This is a genomic window from Pseudomonas sp. FW305-70 (assembly GCF_058783925.1).
Window position 1 is genome coordinate 22,641 of the sequence record NZ_JBYSYZ010000046.1, and the last position, 21,080, is coordinate 43,720.

Below are 21,080 nucleotides of genomic sequence, written 5' to 3' on the forward strand. Positions count from 1 at the left end.
TTTAGTCTTAGTTATCGGGGGGCCGCCCGCCTGAAGCTTGCCATCACTTTGGCAACGCAAGGCACGGTGAATCTCCTGAGAGGAAGCGAATCATGTCGATCATTTCGTTCTTTTTCAGACGGAAGGGGTTGTTCAGGACGTTCGCCTTCACTTCCAGATTCCATGGCCCGCCCATGGCTCGAATTCGCTGTGCCTGATCGCCCGGCGAGCAATTCATTTCGCGAATTCCAGGCGCGTATCCCGGGTCCCGGGTAACGCCAGAGCTCTCGCAAAAAAAACATGACCAACAAACTGCGCAAGCCAGCACTTGACTTGGCGCGGGAGGGTTTTCTCGTCCCGCGCTTTTACCCAGACAGATCGAGGGCAATCCAAAATGGCCAATTTCAACAAGTCGGACCTGGAGTTCATTCTCCAGCAGATTTTCATCGCGGAAGCGGATACTGCCGGCCAGTCGCTCGCCAGCCTGATACCGAACCCGGAATTTGCTTTTGGTCTGCGCACGGTCGACGGGACGTTTAACAACCTGAGATTCGGTCAGAGCGAGTTCGGCGCAGCCGACAACATTTTCCCGCGCATGACCACTCCAGTCTTCCGCCCGGCTGAGGCGGGCACCTCTTACACCCAGACCAGCGGCCTGGTGATCGACTCGCAGCCACGCACCATCAGCAACCTGATCGTCGACAATACCGCCAACAACCCGGCGGCGGTCGCAGCCACGTTCGATCCCGGTCTGGATGGCATCCTCGGCACGGTTGACGATGTCTTGAAGGACGGTGCGCAGGTCGTTACTGGAACCCGTACCGACGGCACGATCTTCCAGACCTTTTTCATTCCTAACCAGTCGCCGGACGTGGGTCTGTCTGCACCGTTCAATCCCTGGATGACCTTCTTCGGTCAGTTCTTCGACCATGGCCTCGATCTGGTGACCAAGGGCGGCAGCGGCACGGTGTTCATCCCGCTGCAGCCGGACGATCCGCTGTTCGTCCCGGGCAGCCCGACCAACTTCATGGTGTTGACGCGGGCCACCAACCTGCCCGGGCCCGATGGCATCCTGGGCACCGCCGACGACATCCACGAGGCTTCAAACACCACCACGCCATTCGTCGATCAGAACCAGACCTACAGCTCGCATCCCTCGCACCAGGTGTTCCTGCGTGCCTATGAACTCGATGCCGCCGGCAAGCCGGTGGCGACCGGCAGGCTGATCACCAATCGTGACCTGGGCGCCGATGGCCTGTTCGGTACTGCCGACGACGTCGAAATCGGCGGGATGGCCACCTGGAAAGTGGTGAAGGCGCAGGCGCGCGACATGCTTGGCATTGATCTCGACGATCTCGACGTCCTCGACCTGCCGCTGTTGGCGACCGACGCGTACGGCAACTTCATTCGGGGGGCGAACGGCTTTGCGCAGATCGTGACCGCGACCGGCCTGGTTGAGGGCAATCCGCTGGCGCCGATCGACGCATCGCTGGCGATCCGCACCGGTCACCAGTTCCTCATCGACATCGCGCACAATGCCAGCCCGGTGGACAGCCAGACCGGTGCGCCACTGACGGCCGATGCTGACCTCGTTGCCGGCGGCCCGGTGGCCGCAGGCTCCTACGACAACGAGCTGCTCGACGCGCACTACATCGCCGGCGACGGTCGGGTCAACGAGAACATCGGCCTGACCACCGTCCACGCGATTTTCCACTCGGAGCACAACCGGCTGGTCCAGCAGACCAAGGACACGGTCCTCGCCTCAGCGGCCGCCGGCGACCTGACGTTCCTGAATCAGTGGCTGCTGACGCCCGTCACGGCTGTTCCTGCTGATCTGTCTACCTTGAACTGGAACGGTGAGCGCCTGTTCCAGGCGGCGAAATTCGGCACCGAAATGCAGTATCAGCACCTGGTGTTCGAAGAGTTCGCGCGCACCATTCAACCGCAGGTCGATGCCTTCCTTGACTTCGATGACACAATCAATCCGTCGATCGTCGCCGAGTTCGCGCACACGGTCTTTCGCTTCGGCCACTCGATGCTGACCGAGACCATTGACCGGTTGGACCCCAACTTCGCCTCGAGCGAGATCGGCCTGATTCAGGCCTTCCTCAATCCGCTGGCGTTTGCGGCCAGCGGCCCGACCCCGGAACAGGCGGCCGGCGCCATCGTGCGCGGCTTGACGCGCCAGGTCGGCAACGAGATCGATGAGTTCGTCACCGAAGCGGTGCGCAACAACTTGCTGGGCCTGCCGCTCGACCTGCCCGCCCTCAACATCGCGCGCGGCCGCGATACCGGCATCCCGTCCTTGAACGAGGCGCGCCGTGAATTCTACGCCGGCACCGGCGACAGCCAGCTGAAGCCCTACACCAGCTGGGTCGATTTGGTGCAACACCTGAAGCACCCGGAATCGCTGATCAACTTCATCGCCGCCTACGGCACGCACGCCTCCATTACCAGCGCCACCACGCTCGACGCGAAACGCGCAGCGGCCACGCTCCTGGTGTTGGGCGGCGTCGGTGAGCCGGTGGATCGCCTGGACTTCCTCCACAGCACCGGTGTCTGGGCGAACAACGCCGGGGCGGACGGTATTCCGAACACCGCAGACGACTTCACCATCTCCGGCGTTGATGCCATCGACTTCTGGATCGGCGGCCTGGCCGAGGAAAAAATGCCGTTCGGCGGCATGCTCGGCTCGACTTTCAACTTCGTCTTCGAGGACCAACTCGAGAAGCTGCAAAACGGCGACCGGCTCTACTACCTGCACCGCACCCAGGGACTCAACTTCCTGAGCGAGCTCGAGAACAACTCGTTCGCCAAGATGGTGATGCTCAACACCGACGCGACCCATCTCCCGGGCCTAATCTTCTCGACCCCGACCTGGACGCTCGAGGTCGATCCGACCCTGCAGCACACGGGGCTCGGCGTCGATGGCCGTGCCGATCCCACTGGCGGCATGATGATCAACGGGGTCGAGATCACACCGCTTGTCATTCGCGACAACCCCGCGACGATCGGTCCCGATACCAACTACCTGCAGTACACCGGCGAAGACCATGTCGTGCTCGGCGGTACCGCCGGCAATGACATTCTCGTCTCTGGCGACGGCGACGACACGCTCTGGGGCGACGCCGGTAATGATCGCCTCGAAGGCGGCTACGGCAATGACGAGATCGAGGGTGGCGATGGCGATGACATCATCACCGACATGGGCGGCGACGACGTCATCCACGGCGGGGCCGGCAACGACGTCATCCACGGCGGCAACGGCATCAATATCATCCTCGGCGGCGCCGGCAACGATTTCATCGTCACCGGCGAGGACTTTTCGGAGGTCTTCGGCGGCGCCGGCGATGACTTCATGCTCGGCAGCCGGCTGAACGGACAAATGATGGGCGGCGATGGCGATGACTGGATCGAGGTCGGGACCCAGGACGGCTCCCCCGGCGACAATTTCGCCGGTAACCTGCCACTGGCTTTGCTGGAAGAGTTGACCGGCGGCAACGACGTCTTCAGCGGTGACGGCGGCTTCGATGAAATGATCGGTGAAGGCGGCGATGACATCTTCATCGGCAGTGAGGGCCCGGACAAGATGTTGGGCATGTCCGGTTTCGACTGGGCCACCTACAAGGATGATCGTTTCGGCGTGACTGTGGACATGACCCGCATCGCCTTCGAACAATCGGCCCTGTCGCCCTCGGTTGCAGGCGTGCATACCAAGTTCCCCGAGGTGGAAGGACTGTCGGGGTCGGCGTTCAGCGACATGCTGACCGGCGATGATGCCGACGCGCTCGCGATCGCCGCTGCCGGTGTCCCAGGCAGCGTGCTCACCAATATTGACCTCGTCAACGGTCTGCGGGCGTTTCTTGGCGCGGCTGCAGCCGGCCCGGACGGTATCGTGGGCACGGCAGACGATCAGTTCGGCGCGGGCAACATCCTCCTCGGCGGTGGTGGCAGCGACATCATCGAAGGCCGCGGCGGTGACGACCTGGTCGACGGCGACATGTGGCTGAATGTGCGCATCAGCGTGCGCCAGAACCTTGACGGAACCGGGCCGGAGATTGCCACCTTCGACAGCATGGAGCCCATGATCCCGTTCATGCTCGATGGCACATTCAACCCCGGTCAGTTGGTCATCGTCCGCGAGATCCTGACGGATGCCCCCGCCTTCGATACGGCCTTGTTCACGGGCAACCAGCTCGACTATACCGTCACCACTGTGGGCGGCGTGACCACCGTGGTCGACAGCGTCGTCGGTCGCGACGGCACCGACCGCCTGACCAATATCGAGCGGCTGCAGTTCAACGATCAGTCGCTCACCCTGCCTGGCGGGGTCGGGCTTAACAACGACCCGCTGGGCTTGCTGACCATCCTCGACGCTGCCAGCAACACCCCGGACGCTACGCCGACCACGGGTCAACTGCTGAGGGTATCGGCTGCCGACGTGACCGATGCCGACAACGCCGGCGGTGCCATCACTGGACCGATCGCCTTCTACTGGCAGTTCGAAGCAGTCCCGGGTACGGGCGTCTTTCAGGACATCACCCGTCTTGCGGACGGGGGCGCAGCATTGGCGCACGTAACCGGGCCGACCTTCAGGGTGACCCCGGATCTAGCCGGGCTGGAATTGCGCGTCAGGGCCGTCTACAAGGATCAAAATGGTGTGCTTGAGACTGCGTTCTCTGCTCCAACCGCAGCGGTCGTAGCCGGCGTTGCTCCGCCACCGGCAGCCCCGCTGCCGGCCGAGACTCCGGTCGCCAGCACGGGTGTGCACTATATCCGGGCCGATCTGCAGTTCATTCTCGACCAGATTCTGATCTCGGAAAGGAATGCGGCCGGTGAGGATCTCCTCAGCATGCTGCCGAATGCACGGTTGCCTTTGGGCCTGCGCACGGTCGACGGGTCGTTCAACAACCTGGTGGCGGGTCAGAACGAGTTCGGTGCAGCCAACACGGTCTTCCCGCGACTGGTTCCGGCGCAGTTCGATACGGCGGAAGCGGGAACCTCTTACGCTCAGACCAGCGGCCTGGTGACTGACTCGCAGCCACGGACCATCAGCAATCTGATCGCCGACAACACCGCCAGCAACCCGGCAGCGGTCGCGGCCACGTTCGATCCCGGTCTGGATGGCATCCTCGGCACGGTTGACGATGTCTTGAAGGACGGTGCGCAGGTCATTACTGGAACCCGTACCGACGGCACGACCTTCCAGACCTTTTTCATGCCTAACCAGTCGCCGGACGTGGGTCTGTCCGCGCCGTTCAACCCGTGGATGACCTTCTTCGGTCAGTTCTTCGACCACGGCCTCGACCTGGTGACCAAGGGCGGCAGCGGCACGGTGTTCATCCCGTTGCAGCCGGACGATCCGCTGTTCGTTCCGGGCAGCCCGACCAACTTCATGGTGCTGACGCGGGCCACCAACCTGCCAGGGCCTGATGGCATCCTCGGCACCGCCGACGACATCCACGAGGCTTCAAACACCACCACGCCGTTCGTCGACCAGAACCAGACCTATACCTCGCACCCTTCGCACCAGGTGTTCCTGCGCGCCTACGAGTTTAATGCCGCCGGCGATCCGGTGGCGACCGGCAGGCTGATCACCAATCGTGACCTGGGCGCCGATGGCCTGTTCGGCACTGCGGACGACGTCGAAATCGGTGGGATGGCCACCTGGAAAGTGGTGAAGGCGCAGGCGCGCGATCTGCTTGGCATTAATCTTACCGATGCCGACTTCGACAACGTGCCGCTGCTCGCCACCGACGCCTACGGCAATTTCATCAAGGGCCCGAACGGCTTCCCGATGGTCATGATGAGGGGCCCGGATGGTATTGCTGATACCGCCGATGATGTTCTCGTCGAGGGTAATCCTGCTGCGCCGATCAGCCTGGTCAATGCCGTGCGCACCGGCCACCAGTTCCTCATCGATATCGCCCACAGCGCCGTTCCGGTGGACAGCCAGACCGGTGCGCCACTGACGGCCGATGCCGACCTCGTTGCCGGCGGACCGGTAGCCGCAGGCTTCTACGACAACGAACTGCTCGACGCGCACTACATCGCCGGTGACGGCCGGGTCAACGAGAACATCGGCCTGACCACCGTCCACGCGATTTTCCACTCGGAGCACAACCGTCTGGTCCAGCACACCAAGGATGTGGCCATCGCCTCCAACGATGTCAACTTCCTGAACCAGTGGCTGATGCCTGATGCCCAATTGTTGGTGTTGCCAACAACCGCGGCTGAGATCGCTGCCCTGCACTGGAACGGAGAGCGCCTGTTCCAGGCGGCGAGATTCGGTACCGAGATGCAGTACCAGCACCTGGTGTTCGAAGAGTTCGCGCGTACCATTCAGCCGAACATCGATCCCTTCCTTGGCGAACACCAGAATTATCAAACCGAGATCGACCCGGCGATCGTCGCCGAGTTCGCGCACGCGGTCTACCGACTCGGCCACTCGATGCTGACCGAGACCATCGACCGGCTGGACCCCAACTTCGCCTCCAGCGAGATCGGCCTGATTCAGGCCTTCCTCAATCCGCTGGCGTTTGCGGCCAGCGGCCCGACCCCGGAGCAGGCGGCCGGTGCCATCGTCCGCGGCTTGACGCGCCAGGTCGGCAACGAGATCGATGAGTTCGTCACTGAAGCGGTGCGCAACAACTTGCTGGGCCTGCCGCTCGACCTGCCCGCCATCAACATCGCGCGCGGCCGTGATACCGGGATTCCGACCCTGAACGAGGCGCGTCGTGAGTTCTACACCGCGACCGGCGACAGCAACCTGAAGCCCTACATCAGCTGGGCCGATTTGGTGCAACACCTGAAGCACCCGGAATCGCTGATCAACTTCATCGCCGCCTATGGCACGCACGCCTCCATTACCAGCGCCACCACGCTCGACGGGAAGCGCGCCGCGGCCTCGCTCCTGGTGTTGGGCGGCGCCGGCGAGCCGGCGGACCGGCTGGACTTCCTCAATAGCACCGGCGCCTGGGCGAGTGGCCCGACCGGCGTCACCATTACCGGTCTGGACAACATCGACCTCTGGATCGGCGGCCTCGCCGAGGAAAAAATGCCGTTTGGCGGCATGCTCGGCTCGACCTTCAACTTCGTGTTCGAGACCCAGATGGAGAAGCTGCAGAACGCCGACCGCTTCTACTACCTGGAACGCAACGCGGGGCTGAACTTCGTCACCGAGTTGGAGAACAACTCGTTCGCGAGACTGGTGATGGCCAACACCGATGCGACCCACCTCCCAGCTGTCATGTTCTTGACTCCGGCCTTTACCCTGGAGGTCGACCCGGCCAGGCAGTTCAACGAGAGTGTGATTGCCGGTCCGGACGGCATCGTGGGCACCATCGACGACCTGCCCGGTAATACCGATCCTGTCGGCGGCATCCTCCTCACGCCGCTGGTCATTCGGGACAACCCTGCGACGGTCGGCCCTGATACCAACTACCTGCAGTACACCGGCGAAGACCATGTGGTGCTCGGTGGCTCGGCCGTCAATGACATTCTCGTTTCCGGCGACGGCGACGACACGCTCTATGGCGACGGTGCCAATGACCGCCTCGAAGGTGGCTACGGCAACGACTTCATGGTCGGGGGCGACGGCGATGACATCATCACCGACATGGGCGGCGACGACACCATTCATGGCGGCGACGGCAACGACGTCATCCACAGTGGCAGCGGCGTGAATCTGAACCTTGGCGGCTTAGGCAAGGACTTCATCGTCACCGGCGAGGACTCCTCGGAGGTCTTCGGCGGCGCGGGCGACGACTTCATCATGGGCAGTCTCGCCGACGAACAACTGATGGGTAACGAAGGTGACGACTGGATCGAGAGGGGAACCGCCGATGGTGCTCCCGGCGACAATTTCGACCCGAACGGGCTCGACTTGATACGCGGTAACGACATCTTCATCGGCACCGGCGCGCCCGACAGATTCATGGCTGAAGGTGGCGACGATATCATGTTCGGCAACGGCGGCGCGGGGGACCGCTACCTGGGTGGCTCCGGTTACGACTGGGCCGGCTTCAAGGACGACCCGTTCGGCGTGTCCGTCGACCTGAGCCTCGCCGAGATCGCTATCGCGCCGCCACTGCCGGAGTTGGCCGCAACCGTGGCTCGGTTCCAACTGGTGGAAGGTCTGACGGGATCGCACTTCAGCGACATCCTGCGTGGCGATGATGCCGATGCCACCGTGATCGCGGCTGCCGGTGCTCAGGGCAGCGTGCTCACCAACTTCGACCTGGTCAGCGGCCTGCGCTCGTTCGTCGGCACCGCAGCAGCCGGCCCGGACGGCATTGTGGGCACGGCAGACGATCAGTTCGGCGCCGGCAACATCGTCCTCGGCGGCGGCGGCAGCGACATCATCGAAGGTGGTGGTGGCGATGACCTGGTCGACGGTGACAAGTGGCTCAACGTACGTATCAGCGTGCGGCAGAACATTGATGGCACAGGTCCGGAGATCGCAACGTTCGACAGCATGCTCCAGTTGGAGCCGTTCATGCTCAGCGGCACTTACAACCCCGGCCAACTCGTTGCCGTCCGTGAGATCCTGACGGATGCGCCTGACCCCCTTAACCCTGGCCATTCCTTCGACACGGCCCTGTACACCGGCCTTCTGGCCGACTACACCGTCATCGCGAACGCCGACGGCACGATCACCGTGGCCGACAGCGTCGTCGGTCGGGACGGTACTGACAGGCTCAGCAGTATCGAGCGACTGCAGTTCGCCGATCAGTCGGTGGTTCTCGTCAATGGCTTGAACGCCGAGCCGGTGGGCTTGCTGAGGATCAGCGATGGCACGCCGGCCGTTGGCCAAGTGTTGACGGTGTTGGCCGACACCGTCAGCGATGCGGACAATGTCACTGCAGGCGGTACGATCACCGGTCCCATTGCCTTCGTATGGCAGGTCGAAACGAACCCAGGCACCGGTATCTTCGACGACATTGGTATTGCGCTCGGAGGTGGACTAGGAACCGCGACCGGCTCGACCTTCACGGTGACTGCGGCTGAGTTGGGACTGGCGCTGCGCGTCAGGGCCATCTATCAGGACGGCCACGGCGTGCTGGAAAGCATTTTCTCGGCGCCGACCGCGCCAACTGCGCCGCTCGGCGGCAGTCCCGTCAACCTCCTGCCGGTTGGCACGGTGCTGATCAGCGATACGAGCCCGACGTTAGGCTCGGCCTTGACCGCCACGGATGCGTTCACCGATGCCAACGGAGTTGGGGTGGTCACGCATCAGTGGCAAGTAGGGGGTATCGGCGTGCCCTTCACGGACATTGCCGGCGCGACGGGCTTGACCTTCACGCCGACCCAGGCGCAGGTCGGATTGAGCCTTCGCGTTGTCGCGAGTTTCACCGATGGCCTCGGCACGCTGGAGCAGGTCTTCTCCGCGCCAACGACCGTGGTCGGCGATGTGATTGTCGGTACCGCCGGTGCCGATATATTGACCGGCACGGCAGGCGACGACGTGATCAGTGGAGGTGCTGGCAACGACATCCTGAACGGCCTGGGCGGCAACGACCTCCTCAATGGTGACGCGGGCAATGACGTGCTCATCGGCGGTCTTGGTGCCGACACGATGGCCGGCGGTGATGGCAACGATATCTACGAAGTCACCGACGCTGGGGACGTGGTGACCGAGCTCGGCGGTGCCGGCATTGACGAGGTCTGGACCTCGCTTGCTAGCTACACCCTGAGTGCCGACGTCGAGAATCTGTTTTTCGGCGGCAGCGGCAACTTCGCGGGCGGCGGTAACGTGCTCGACAACACGATCGTGGGCGGTGCGGGTAACGACATCATCAACGGTGCCGGAGGTGCCGACACGATGGTCGGCGGTGGTGGCAACGATATCTACGAAGTCACCGACCTTGGGGACCAGGTGATCGAGTTCGCCGGTGGTGGTGGCGACACGGTCTGGACCTCGCTCGCGAGCTACAGCCTGGGTGCCAACGTCGAAAATCTGTTTTTCGGCGGCAGCGGCAACTTCGCGGGCAACGGTAACGAGCTCGCCAACACGATCGCGGGCGGAGCGGGTAACGACGTCCTCGTCGGTGGCGCAGGTGCCGACATGATGGTCGGCGGTGGCGGCAGCGATATCTATGAAGTCACCGACCTTGGGGACCAGGCGGTCGAACTCGCCGGTGCCGGCATCGACACGGTCTGGACCTCGCTCGCGAGCTACACCCTGAGTGCCAACGTCGAGAATCTGTTTTTCGGCGGCAGCGGCAACTTCGTGGGCACCGGCAACGAGCTGGCCAACATGCTCGTGAGCGCTGCGGGTAACGACGTCCTCATCGGCAACGGCGGTGCCGACACGATGGTCGGCGGTGCCGGCAGCGATGTCTACGAAGTCACCGACCTCGGGGACGTGGTAGGCGAGAACGCCGGTGGCGGCAACGACACGATCTGGACCTCACTCGCGAGCTACACCCTGGATGCCAACGTCGAGAATCTGTTTTTCGGCGGCAACGGCAACTTTGTGGGCACTGGCAACGGGCTGGCCAACACGATCGTGGGTGGTGCAGGTAACGACTTCATCGTCGGCGCTGGGGGTAACGACGTGATGAGTGGTGGCGTGGCCGGCAACGATACGTTCGTGTTTGGTGCCGCGGGTTTCGGCAACGACACGATCCTGAACTTCTCAGCCAATCCGGCCGCAGGACAGGACTTGCTCGATCTCAGGCCGATGGGGATCACCAGCGCGACGTTCGCTCCCAGCCTGACCATAACGGCTAACGGGGCGGACACGGTGGTCGGGATCGGAGCGGACTCCATCCGCCTTGTGGGTGTCAACAGCGCGACCGTTGATCAGACGGACTTCATTCTGGCCACTTGAGGTACTGGTCAGTACTGTCGCAGGGAACGTGGAAAACGGAGGGGAGGGCAATGGATGCCCTCCCGTTCTCCTTCCACTCAATTGCCTCATGAATGCGTTCGATGTGGGAATTCAGGGAGGGCTGAATCGACCAGGGTTTTGCCGCGATAGCGATGATCTGGCGTTGCGAACTGCTCTCGCGCTTTGCGGGTCGAGGCAATGATTTCCTTTCGAGTTCGTTCTTTCTCGACTGCCCGGGACAGGACTAGCGCTCCCATACATTGAGCGATGACGGCCCATGCAGCATCAGGGCTGCCGAGACGATCGGCCCAGGCTTTCTGTATTTGCTTCAGGCCTTTTTCGACGGCCACCCGTACCTCCGGTTCGGCGCGCGCAATCTCTCCACCCAAGGCTGGAAGGACATGAAAGGTACTTAGGCAGTTACGTGCTGCGACGTTATTCCTTTGTTATTTGCACACCGGCAGTTAGAAATAACATTTCGCTCTATACCTGCACTCAGAATTACATATGTCGTTTAAAAACAGCTAGTTGTGCGATCTAACACCGGTCGTCTGTTTTAACGACGTAAAATTGACAAAGTTTTGCTATGGAACTTTAGTCTTAGTTATCGGGGGGCCCGCCCGCCTGAAGCTTGTCATCGTTTTGGCAACGCAAGGCGCGGTGATTTCCCGGAAGGAGCAGAGCATGTCGATCATTGCGTTCTTTTGCAGAGTGAAGGGGCTTTCCAGCAAGTTTGCCTTTACCTCCTGTTTCCATGGCCCGCCCAAGGGTCGTACTTGCTCTGCCTGACCGTTCGGCGAGCCATTCACTACGCGAATTCCAGGCGCGTATCCCGGGTTCCGGGTAACGCCAGCTCTCGCAAAAAAACATGACCAACACACTGCGCAAGCCAGCACTTGACTTGGCGCGGGAGGATTTTCTCGTCCCGCGCCTTTACCCAGACAGATCGAGGGCAATCCAAAATGGCCAATTTCACCCAAGCGGACCTGGAGTTCATCCTCAAGCAAATCTTTATCGCCGAAGCGAATGCCGCCGGCACCAGCCTCATTGATTTGCTTCCCAACACTCAGGTGCCATTCGGTCTGCGTACCGTCGATGGCAGCTTTAACAACCTGGTCACTGGCCAGACTGATTTCGGCGCGGCGGACGCTGATTTTCCGCGCCTGCTTGATCCTTCCTTTCTATCGGCGCAATACGCAGGAACCGGGACGGTGATCGATCCGCAACCACGGATTATCAGTAACCTGATCGTCGACCAGACTGCCAACAACCCGGCCGCGGTAGCGGCGAACGGCGGCGCCACTCCGGTGATCAGCCCTGGCCTGGATGGCGTGTTCGGCACGGCCGATGACAAGGAAGTGTTCTTCATTCCCAACGAGTCACCGGACGTCGGCCTGACCGCCGGCTTCAACTCGTGGATGACTTTCTTCGGCCAGTTCTTCGACCACGGTCTCGACCTGGTCACCAAGAGCGCTACCGAGATTGTGTTCATTCCGCTGCAGCCGGACGATCCGTTGTTCGTAACGGGCGGCCCCAACTTCATGGTGCTGTCACGTGCCGTGCGTACCGCTGGTGCGGACGGCGTAGTCGGCACGGCTGATGATGGCCAGGCCAACACCACCTCGCCGTTCGTCGACCAAAGCCAGACCTACAGCTCGCACCCCTCGCATCAGGTGTTCCTGCGTGAGTACGTCCTCAACGCGGCAGGTGACCCTGTTGCCACGGGGCGCTTGATTACCGGCGGCGAAAATGGCGGCATGGCGACCTGGGCAGTGGTCAAGGCGCAGGCCCGTGACATGCTCGGCATCGATCTGACCGATGCCGATGTACACAACGTGCCGTTGCTGGCAACCGATGCTTACGGCAACTTCATTCGCGGGCCTGGCGGCATGCCGCAGGTGGTGATTCGCATCAGTAACGGTGCCGACGGCATCGCCGGGACAGCGGATGACGTCACGCAACTGGTTGAAGGCAACCGGGCTGCTCCGATCAGTCTGACCAACGCCGTGAGTACCGGGCATGCCTTCCTCGATGACATTGCCCACAATGCTGCACCCGTCGTCGTCGGTGGCGTTCTGCAGGCGGATGGCGACACCCTTGTCGGCAATGCGCAGCCCGTTGGCCCGACCGGCAACAACCTGACCTATGACAACGAACTGCTCGACGCCCACTATATTGCCGGCGACGGCCGGGTAAACGAGAACATCGGCCTGACCGCCGTGCACCATGTGTTTCACTCCGAGCACAACCGTCTGGTCCAGCAGTCCAAGGACACTATCCTTGCCTCCGGTAACCTGGCCTTCCTCAATGAGTGGCTGGCTGACGACGTGGCTGCGATACCGACTACACCCGCCGGGATCGCGGCACTGGTGTGGGATGGTGAACGCCTGTTCCAGGCCGCCAAGTTCGGTACTGAAATGCAGTACCAACACCTGGTGTTCGAGGAATTCGGGCGTACCGTTCAGCCACAGATCGACGAGTTCCTTGCGCCCAGCGGGTATGACACCTCGATCAATCCGGCAATCCTCGCCGAGTTCGCCCACGTGGTGTACCGCTTCGGTCACTCGATGTTGACCGAGACCGTCGATCGCTTCGACCCTGCGTTCAATCCGCTGCTCACTGATCCGAACAATCCGGACTCGCAGCTGGGTCTGATCGCGGCCTTCCTCAACCCGCTGGCGTTCGCCGGCAGCGGAGCGACCGCGGACGAAGCGGCAGGGGCGATCATTCGAGGTGTGACCCGCCAGGTCGGCAACGAGATCGATGAGTTCGTCACCGAAGCCTTGCGCAACAACCTGCTCGGTCTGCCGCTCGATTTGCCGGCTCTGAACCTGGCGCGTGGTCGCGACACTGGCATCCCTACCTTGAATGAAGCGCGTCGTGAGATGTACGCATCGACCGGCGACAGCCAACTGAGGCCGTACATTAGTTGGGCTGACCTGGCGGACCACCTAAAGCACCCCGAGTCGCTGGTCAACTTCATCGCGGCCTTCGGTACCCACGGGGCATTGACGGCAGCCGATGTTGATACGATGGCCGAGATGCGTGCGGTCGCTGCTGCCCTGGTGTTTGGCGGTAGCGCGGTGATCAATGCTGGCACGGCCAATGCGCGTACCTTTACCGCCGATTTAGCGGATCGCGTGGCATTCCTTAACAGTTCGGGCATCTACGCCATGGTCAATGGCGTCACCACTACCGGTGTGGACGACATCGACTTCTGGGTCGGTGGCCTCGCCGAACAGAAGATGCCGTTCGGCGGCATGCTCGGCTCGACCTTCAACTTCGTGTTTGAAACCCAGATGGAGGCATTGCAGAACGGCGACCGCTTTTACTACCTGGCGCGTACCGCGGGCCTGGACTTCGGCACCGAGTTGGAAAACAACTCCTTTGCCAAGCTGATCATGCTCAACTCCGATGTCACCCACCTGTCGAACACTGTGTTCCTGACACCGACGTTCACCCTCGAGGTGGATCAGACCGCTCAGTTCACCGGCCTTGGCGCGGACGGCCGAGCCGACCCGACGGGCGGCATCCTGATCAACGGCGTCGAAGTCGTGTCGCTGGTGATTCGCGACAACCCAGACACCGTGGGTCCAGACACCAATTACCTGCAATACACCGGTGAAGACCATATCGTCATGGGCGGCACCGCCGGCAATGACATCCTCATTTCCGGCGAGGGTGATGACACCCTTTACGGCGACGGCGGCAACGACCGTCTCGAAGGTGGCGCCGGGAACGACGCGGTACTGGGTGGCGCGGGTGATGACATCATCAGCGACTCGTTCGGTGACAACCGTCTGGAAGGTAATGACGGTAACGATGTGATCGTGGCCGGCAGCATGCTGGCGGGTGGAAACCTGATCCTGGGTGGCGATGGCCAGGATTTCATCATCACCACAGAAGACATCTCCCTTACCTTCGGCGGCCGGGGTGATGACTTCATTCTCGGTGCCAAGACCAACCTGCCACCTACCGGTGGCGAAGGTGATGACTGGATCGAGATGGGCACCCAAGACGGTGCGCCTGGCGATAACGCCTCGCCGTTGCTCAATGACGACGTGATAGGCAACGACATCTTTATCGGTGGTCCCGGCTTCGACGAAATGATCGGCGAGGGTGGCGATGACATCTTCACCGGCAGCGACGCTCAGGACAAGATGGACGGCATGTCCGGTTTCGACTGGGTGACCTACAAGAATGACAGGACCGGCGTGACCGCCGACCTGACCATGGCCGCGCTGGCACAGCCACACGGCAATGCGCCAAACCAGAACACCGGTGTGTTCAATCCGGTCGGGGCCTCGCCGGCCTCGATTCTCGACCGTTTTGCCGAGGTCGAGGGCTTGTCCGGTTCGAGCTTCGGCGATGTGCTCAAAGGCGATAATGTCAATGCCGACACCATCATCAACCACGGCGGTACCACAGGCAGTGCGCTGACCAATGTGGCGTTGATCCGCGGGCTGGAGCAGTTCCTGGCCGATGCCGGATTGCCGACCACCGGTTTTGCCACTGGCAACATCATCCTCGGCGGCGATGGCAGTGACCTGATCGAGGGTCGCGGTGGCGATGACCTGATCGACGGTGACAAATGGATCAACGTCAGGATTGCCGTTTATGATCCGGCTGACGTCAACCATACCGGTCCCGAAATCGCCTCCTTCGACAGCATGATCGATATGATTCCGCTCATGCTGGACGGCACCATCAACCCTGGTCAGCTCCAGGCCGTGCGGGAAATCATGCCCGGCACCTCGACTGACGGGGAGGCCTTCGACACCGCCATTTTCTCCGGGCTTCAGGACGAGTATACGGTGACCGTCGACGACCGCGGTACCGACGATCTGGAGGACGACGTCTATACGGTGACAGACAGCGTAGCGGGCCGTGACGGCACCGATACCCTGCTGCATATCGAACGCCTGCAATTCGCCGATAACCAGCTGGTGCTGGTGGATGGACTCAATGCCGAACCGACTGGCAGTCCGACTGTCACGGATGGCAACGGCGGCGCGATAGTCGTGGGCGATATACTGACTGTCAGCGTGGCCGGGGTGCGCGATGGCGACAACGTCACGGCGGGTAATCCGCAGGGCTTGATCAACGGTTCGGTGTCCTACTTCTGGCAATTCGAAGCAGACCCAGGCAGCGGCGTTTTCGAGGACATCGTCCTGTTGCCGGCTGGCGATCTGGCGTTCCAGAGTGCCGACGGCACCACCTTCAAGGTATCTCCCGACCTTGCCGGATTGTCGTTGCGGGTCAAGGCGATCTACCAGGACGGTCATGGCACGACTGAAGTGTTGTTCTCGCAACCCACTTCAGTGGTGGCTCCCGGCGCGCCGGTCGTGCCAACGGCGCAGACCCCGGTTGTCGATGCCACCGCGGGTGGCGCAGGCCTGCACATGGTCCGCTCCGACCTCAACTTCATTCTTGACCAGATCAAGATTGCCGAGGCTGAAGCGTCTGGTCAGGACATCCTCTCGCTGATCCCGAACATCCGCGCGCCGTTGGGCCTGCGTACGGTCGACGGGTCGAACAACAACCTGTTGAACCTCAACGGCACCAACAACACCGAGTTCGGCGCCGCCGATAACCTCTTTCCGCGGGTGACCGATCCGGTCTTCAATCCGGCGGAACAGGGAACGTCGTATGCGCAGGACAACGGCATTGTGATTGACTCGCAGCCGCGCACCATCAGTAACCTGATCGTCGACCAGACGTCGAACAATCCGGCGGCCTATGCCACGGCTTTCGACCCGGGCGCGGACGGTGTGCTCAACTTCGGCCTGGCGGGTAATGACGACGTGCTCAAGGATGGCGTATCGATAGTCGCCAGCCCCGGCCTGGACGGTGAGTTCGGCACTGACGACGACCGCGATGTGTACCTGTTCGAGAACACCACGGCGGACGCGGGGTTGTCCGCGCCGTTCAACGCCTGGATGACCTTCTTCGGGCAGTTCTTCGATCATGGCCTGGACCTGGTGACCAAAGGTGGTTCGGGCACCGTGTTCATCCCGCTGCAACCGGATGATCCACTGTTTGTCCCAGGTAGCCCGACGAACTTCATGGTTCTGACCCGCGCGACCAACCAGCCGGGGGCCGATGGCATTCTCGGCACGGCCGACGACATCCATGAGCACACCAACACCACCACGCCGTTCGTGGACCAGAACCAGACCTATAGCTCGCATCCGTCGCACCAGGTGTTCCTGCGCGCTTATCAAATGACTGACAACGGCCCCATAGCGACCGGCAGGCTGATCACCAACCGTGACCTGGGGGCGGATGGCCAGTTTGGTACCTCGGATGACATCGAACTGGGTGGCATGGCGACCTGGAAAGTGGTCAAGGCACAGGCCCGCGACATCCTGGGTATTAACCTTACCGATGCCGATGTCGATAGTGGCCCGCTGTTGGCGACCGACGCCTATGGCAATTTCATCAAGGGGCCGAACGGCTTCCCGATGGTGGTGATGACAGGGGTTGACGGTATTGGCGGCACGCCTGATGACGAACTTGTCGAAGGCAATCCGCTAGCGCCGATTGACCTGAGCAATGCCGTGCGCACCGGTCACCAGTTCCTCGCCGACATCGCTCACAATGCCGTGCCGGTCGTCGTTGGTGGGGATCTGCTGGCGGACGATGACACCGATGTCGGCAATGCGCAGCCTGTTGGCCCAGGCGGCAACAACCTAACCTATGACAACGAGCTGCTCGATGCTCACTACATCGCCGGCGACGGCCGGGTCAACGAGAACATCGGCCTGACCGCGGTGCATGCGATCTTCCACTCCGAGCACAACCGGCTGGTTGCGCAGACCAAGGACACCGTGCTCGATTCGGGTGACGTGGCCTTCCTCAACGAGTGGCTGCTCACTCCGGTGAGTGCATTGCCAACCAACCAGGCCGAGTTCGATGCGCTGGTGTGGAATGGCGAGCGCCTGTTCCAGGCTGCCAAGTTCGGTACCGAGATGCAGTACCAGCACCTGGTGTTCGAGGAATTTGCGCGGACCATCCAGCCTAACATCGACCTGTTCTTCGCACCGACCCAGGTCTATGACGTTGACCTCGACCCCTCGATCGTTGCCGAGTTCGCCCACACCGTGTATCGGTTTGGCCACTCGATGCTGACCGAAACCGTCGATCGCTACGACATCGACTTCAACGTGGTGAGCGATCCAAACAGCGCTGATCCCGCTCAGCAGCTCGGCCTGATCGCGGCGTTCCTCAACCCGTTGGCGTTCGCCGCCAGTGGCGTGTCGGCAGAGGATGCGACCAGTGCGATCATACGTGGGGTGACCCGGCAAGCCGGTAACGAAATCGACGAGTTCGTCACCGAGGCGCTGCGCAACAACCTGCTCGGCCTGCCGCTCGACCTGCCGGCGATCAACATCGCCCGTGGCCGCGACGTGGGGATTCCCTCGCTCAACGCGATCCGCCGCGACATCTACAGCCAAACCGGTGATACCCAACTCAAGCCGTACACCAGCTGGGTCGACCTGGTGCAGCACCTCAAACATCCGGAGTCGTTGATCAACTTCATCGCGGCCTACGGCACGCATGACACGATCACGGCGGCGACCACGCTGGAAGGCAAACGCGCTGCGGCGATGTTGCTGGTGTTTGGCGATGGTGGTGTTACGGAGCCAGTCGATCGTCTGGACTTCCTCAACAGCACCGGTGACTATGCCAACGTAACGCTGGCCGGCACGGATGGCGTGCTGGGCACTGCCGACGACCTGAGGGGTGTGACTGTCACTGGCGTCGATGCCATCGACCTCTGGATCGGCGGCCTGGCCGAACAGAAAACCCCGTTCGGCGGCATGCTCGGCTCGACCTTCAACTTCGTGTTCGAGAACCAGCTGGAAAAACTGCAGGACGGCGACCGCTTCTACTACCTGGAGCGTACCTCTGGCCTGTCGATGAATGCCGAACTTGAAAGCAACTCGTTTGCCAAGCTGATCATGGCCAACACTTCGGCCACTCACTTGCCGGGCCTGGTGTTCTCGACCCCGGGACTCTACCTGGAAGTGGACCCGGGCAGGCAATTCAACGAAGGCCTGGCCGCCGCCGATCCGCTCGGCCCGAATGGCGAGCAGGTGGTGTTCCGCGACAACCCTCTGACCTCGGGGGCGGACACCAACTACATCAAGTACACAGGTGACGAGCACATCGTGCTGGGCGGTACCGACGACGCAGACATCCTCATCTCCAGTGAAGGCGACGACACTGTCTGGGGCGATGGCGGCAACGATCGCATCGAAGGCGGTGACGGCAACGACCAGCTGCGCGGTGGCGCCGGCGACGACATCATTACCGACACTGGCGGCGACGATAACCTCCAGGGTGGCGACGGTAATGACGTGCTGCACGGAGGCAACGGCGTCAACCTGATCATTGGCGGGTTCGGCAACGACTTCATCATTACCGGTGAGGACGCCTCCGAAGCCATTGGTGGCCAGGGCAACGACTTCATCCTGGGCAGCAAGGCCAACGAGCAGGACATGGGTAACGAAGGCGACGACTGGATCGAGAAGGGCACTTCGGACGGTGCACCTGGCGACAACTTCGACCCGCTCGGCAACGACCCTGTGATCGGCCACGATGTATACGTCGGCGGCAACGAGAACGATAAGTTCAACGGCGAAGGCGGCGACGACATCATGGTCGGCAGTCTCGGCTTTGGTGACCGCTATATCGGCGGCTCGGGCTATGACTGGGCGACCTTCAAGGGGCTCGCCCAAGGCGTGAGCATCGATTTCAGCGACCGCTTCTTCGATGTACCTCCGATGCCGGGATCGGGAGCGTCGACGCTGGTGCGTTTCGACGCCATGGAAGGTCTGTCGGGTTCGTCCCACGGTGATTACCTGCGTGGCGATAGCACAGATGCGACAACGCTACCTACTGCGGGTGCAACCGGCAGTGTGCTGACCAACATCAGCCTGATCAACGGCCTGTCCGATCTGCTGGCAGCGGGAGCTACGTTCTTCGACGGCGGCAACATCATCCTCGGTGGCAGCGGCAGCGACCTCATCGAAGGTCGCGGTGGTGACGACATCATCGACGGTGACAAGTGGCTGAACGTACGCATCAGCGTACGGGCAAACGCTGATGGCACCGGCGCGGAAATCGCTACGTTCGACAGCATGGAGCCGTTGGTGCCGTTCATGCTCAACGGTACCTACAACCCGGGCCAACTGGTCATCGTGCGGGAGATTCTGACCGGCACTGACAACTTCGATACTGCGTTGTATTCCGGTAACGCGTCGGAGTACACGGTCGCTGTCGAAGGCAACGCCGTCATCGTGACCGACCTGGTGGCCGGGCGTGATGGCGTCGATCGCCTGACCGGCATCGAGCGCTTGCAGTTCGCTGACCAGGCGCAGGCCTCCGGTGTTGGCACCGCCTCGAACAGCGCTCCTGTGGGGCGTCTGGCGATCCTCGATGCTACCACTGGTGCGCGTGTCGATGCGCCTGTCGCCGGCCAACTGCTGCGCGTCAGCGGTCAGTCGATACGCGACGCCAACAGCGTGGGTGCGGCCAATCCGACCGGTGCGGTTACCGGACCGGTGGCTTACTACTGGCAGGTCGAAACCATTGCCGGTTCGGGCATCTATGATGACATCACCATTCTCGCCGCCGGCGAGGCATCGCGGGTGACGGGTGCCACCTATAGGGTGGCGGACGATGTCGCCGGGCTGAACATCCGCGTTCGCGCGGTGTATCAGGATGGCAATGGTACGCTGGAGATCGTCGACTCGTCGGCGAACAACGCACCGACCGCAGGGCCGGGCATCCTCGGGTTTGCGTTTCTGAACCAGGTGTTGACCGCCGACCTGTCGACCATCGTCGACGTCGATGGCCTCAGCAATCCGCAGTTCACCTTCCAGTGGCAGGAGACCAACGGGGTCACCTTCGTCGACATCGCCGGAGCCACCGCTAGCACGTTCACGCTTGGCCAGGATCAGGTCGGCGATCAGGTGCGCGTGGTGGTCAATTTCGTGGATGACTTCGGTGTGGCCGAAAGCATTGCGTCCGACGCCACGGCCCCGGTGACCCTCGGTGCAGTGTTTGTCGGTACCGCCGGTGCCGACATTTTTATCGGCACGCCAGGCGACGACGTGGCCAGCGGAGGTGATGGCAACGACATCCTGAACGGCCTGGGTGGCAACGACATCCTCAATGGTGACGCGGGCAATGACGTGCTCATCGGCGGTGGTGGTGCCGATACGATGGCCGGCGGTGACGGCAGTGATATCTATGAAGT

At 62.0% G+C, this 21,080-nt stretch carries 4 protein-coding genes; 2 read left to right on the top strand and 2 right to left on the bottom strand.

The genetic code is table 11. The features are described 5' to 3' along the window. Positions 1-43: 43 nt before the first annotated feature. A complete protein-coding gene (locus AC3WN7_RS24850) occupies positions 44-217 on the bottom strand; it encodes a hypothetical protein (protein ID WP_158247856.1) in 174 nt (57 codons plus the stop codon). Between the two features lie 156 nt (positions 218-373). On the opposite strand from AC3WN7_RS24850, the gene AC3WN7_RS24855 reads away from it, so the two are divergent. Continuing rightward, positions 374-10,813, top strand: coding sequence for a peroxidase family protein (locus AC3WN7_RS24855; RefSeq protein WP_492575397.1), 10,440 nt, complete (start codon positions 374-376; stop codon positions 10,811-10,813). Positions 10,814-10,899: 86 nt separating this feature from the next. On the opposite strand, the gene AC3WN7_RS24860 is transcribed toward AC3WN7_RS24855, so the two are convergent. Further along, the gene (locus AC3WN7_RS24860; protein WP_207258375.1) at positions 10,900-11,163 is read right to left on the bottom strand and encodes a hypothetical protein; all 264 of its coding nucleotides are present in this window, start codon (positions 11,161-11,163) and stop codon (positions 10,900-10,902) included. Positions 11,164-11,775: 612 nt separating this feature from the next. Between AC3WN7_RS24860 and AC3WN7_RS24865 the strand changes: the two genes are divergently transcribed. Then, positions 11,776-21,080: peroxidase family protein (locus AC3WN7_RS24865; protein WP_102675383.1), on the top strand; the 9,305-nt coding region annotated here is incomplete at its 3' end.

Coding starts and splice junctions, on each gene's coding strand:
- AC3WN7_RS24850 (WP_158247856.1), bottom strand. CDS start 217: ATGAATTGCTCGCCGGGCGATCAGGCACAGCGAATTCGAGCCATGGGC.
- AC3WN7_RS24855 (WP_492575397.1), top strand. CDS start 374: ATGGCCAATTTCAACAAGTCGGACCTGGAGTTCATTCTCCAGCAGATT.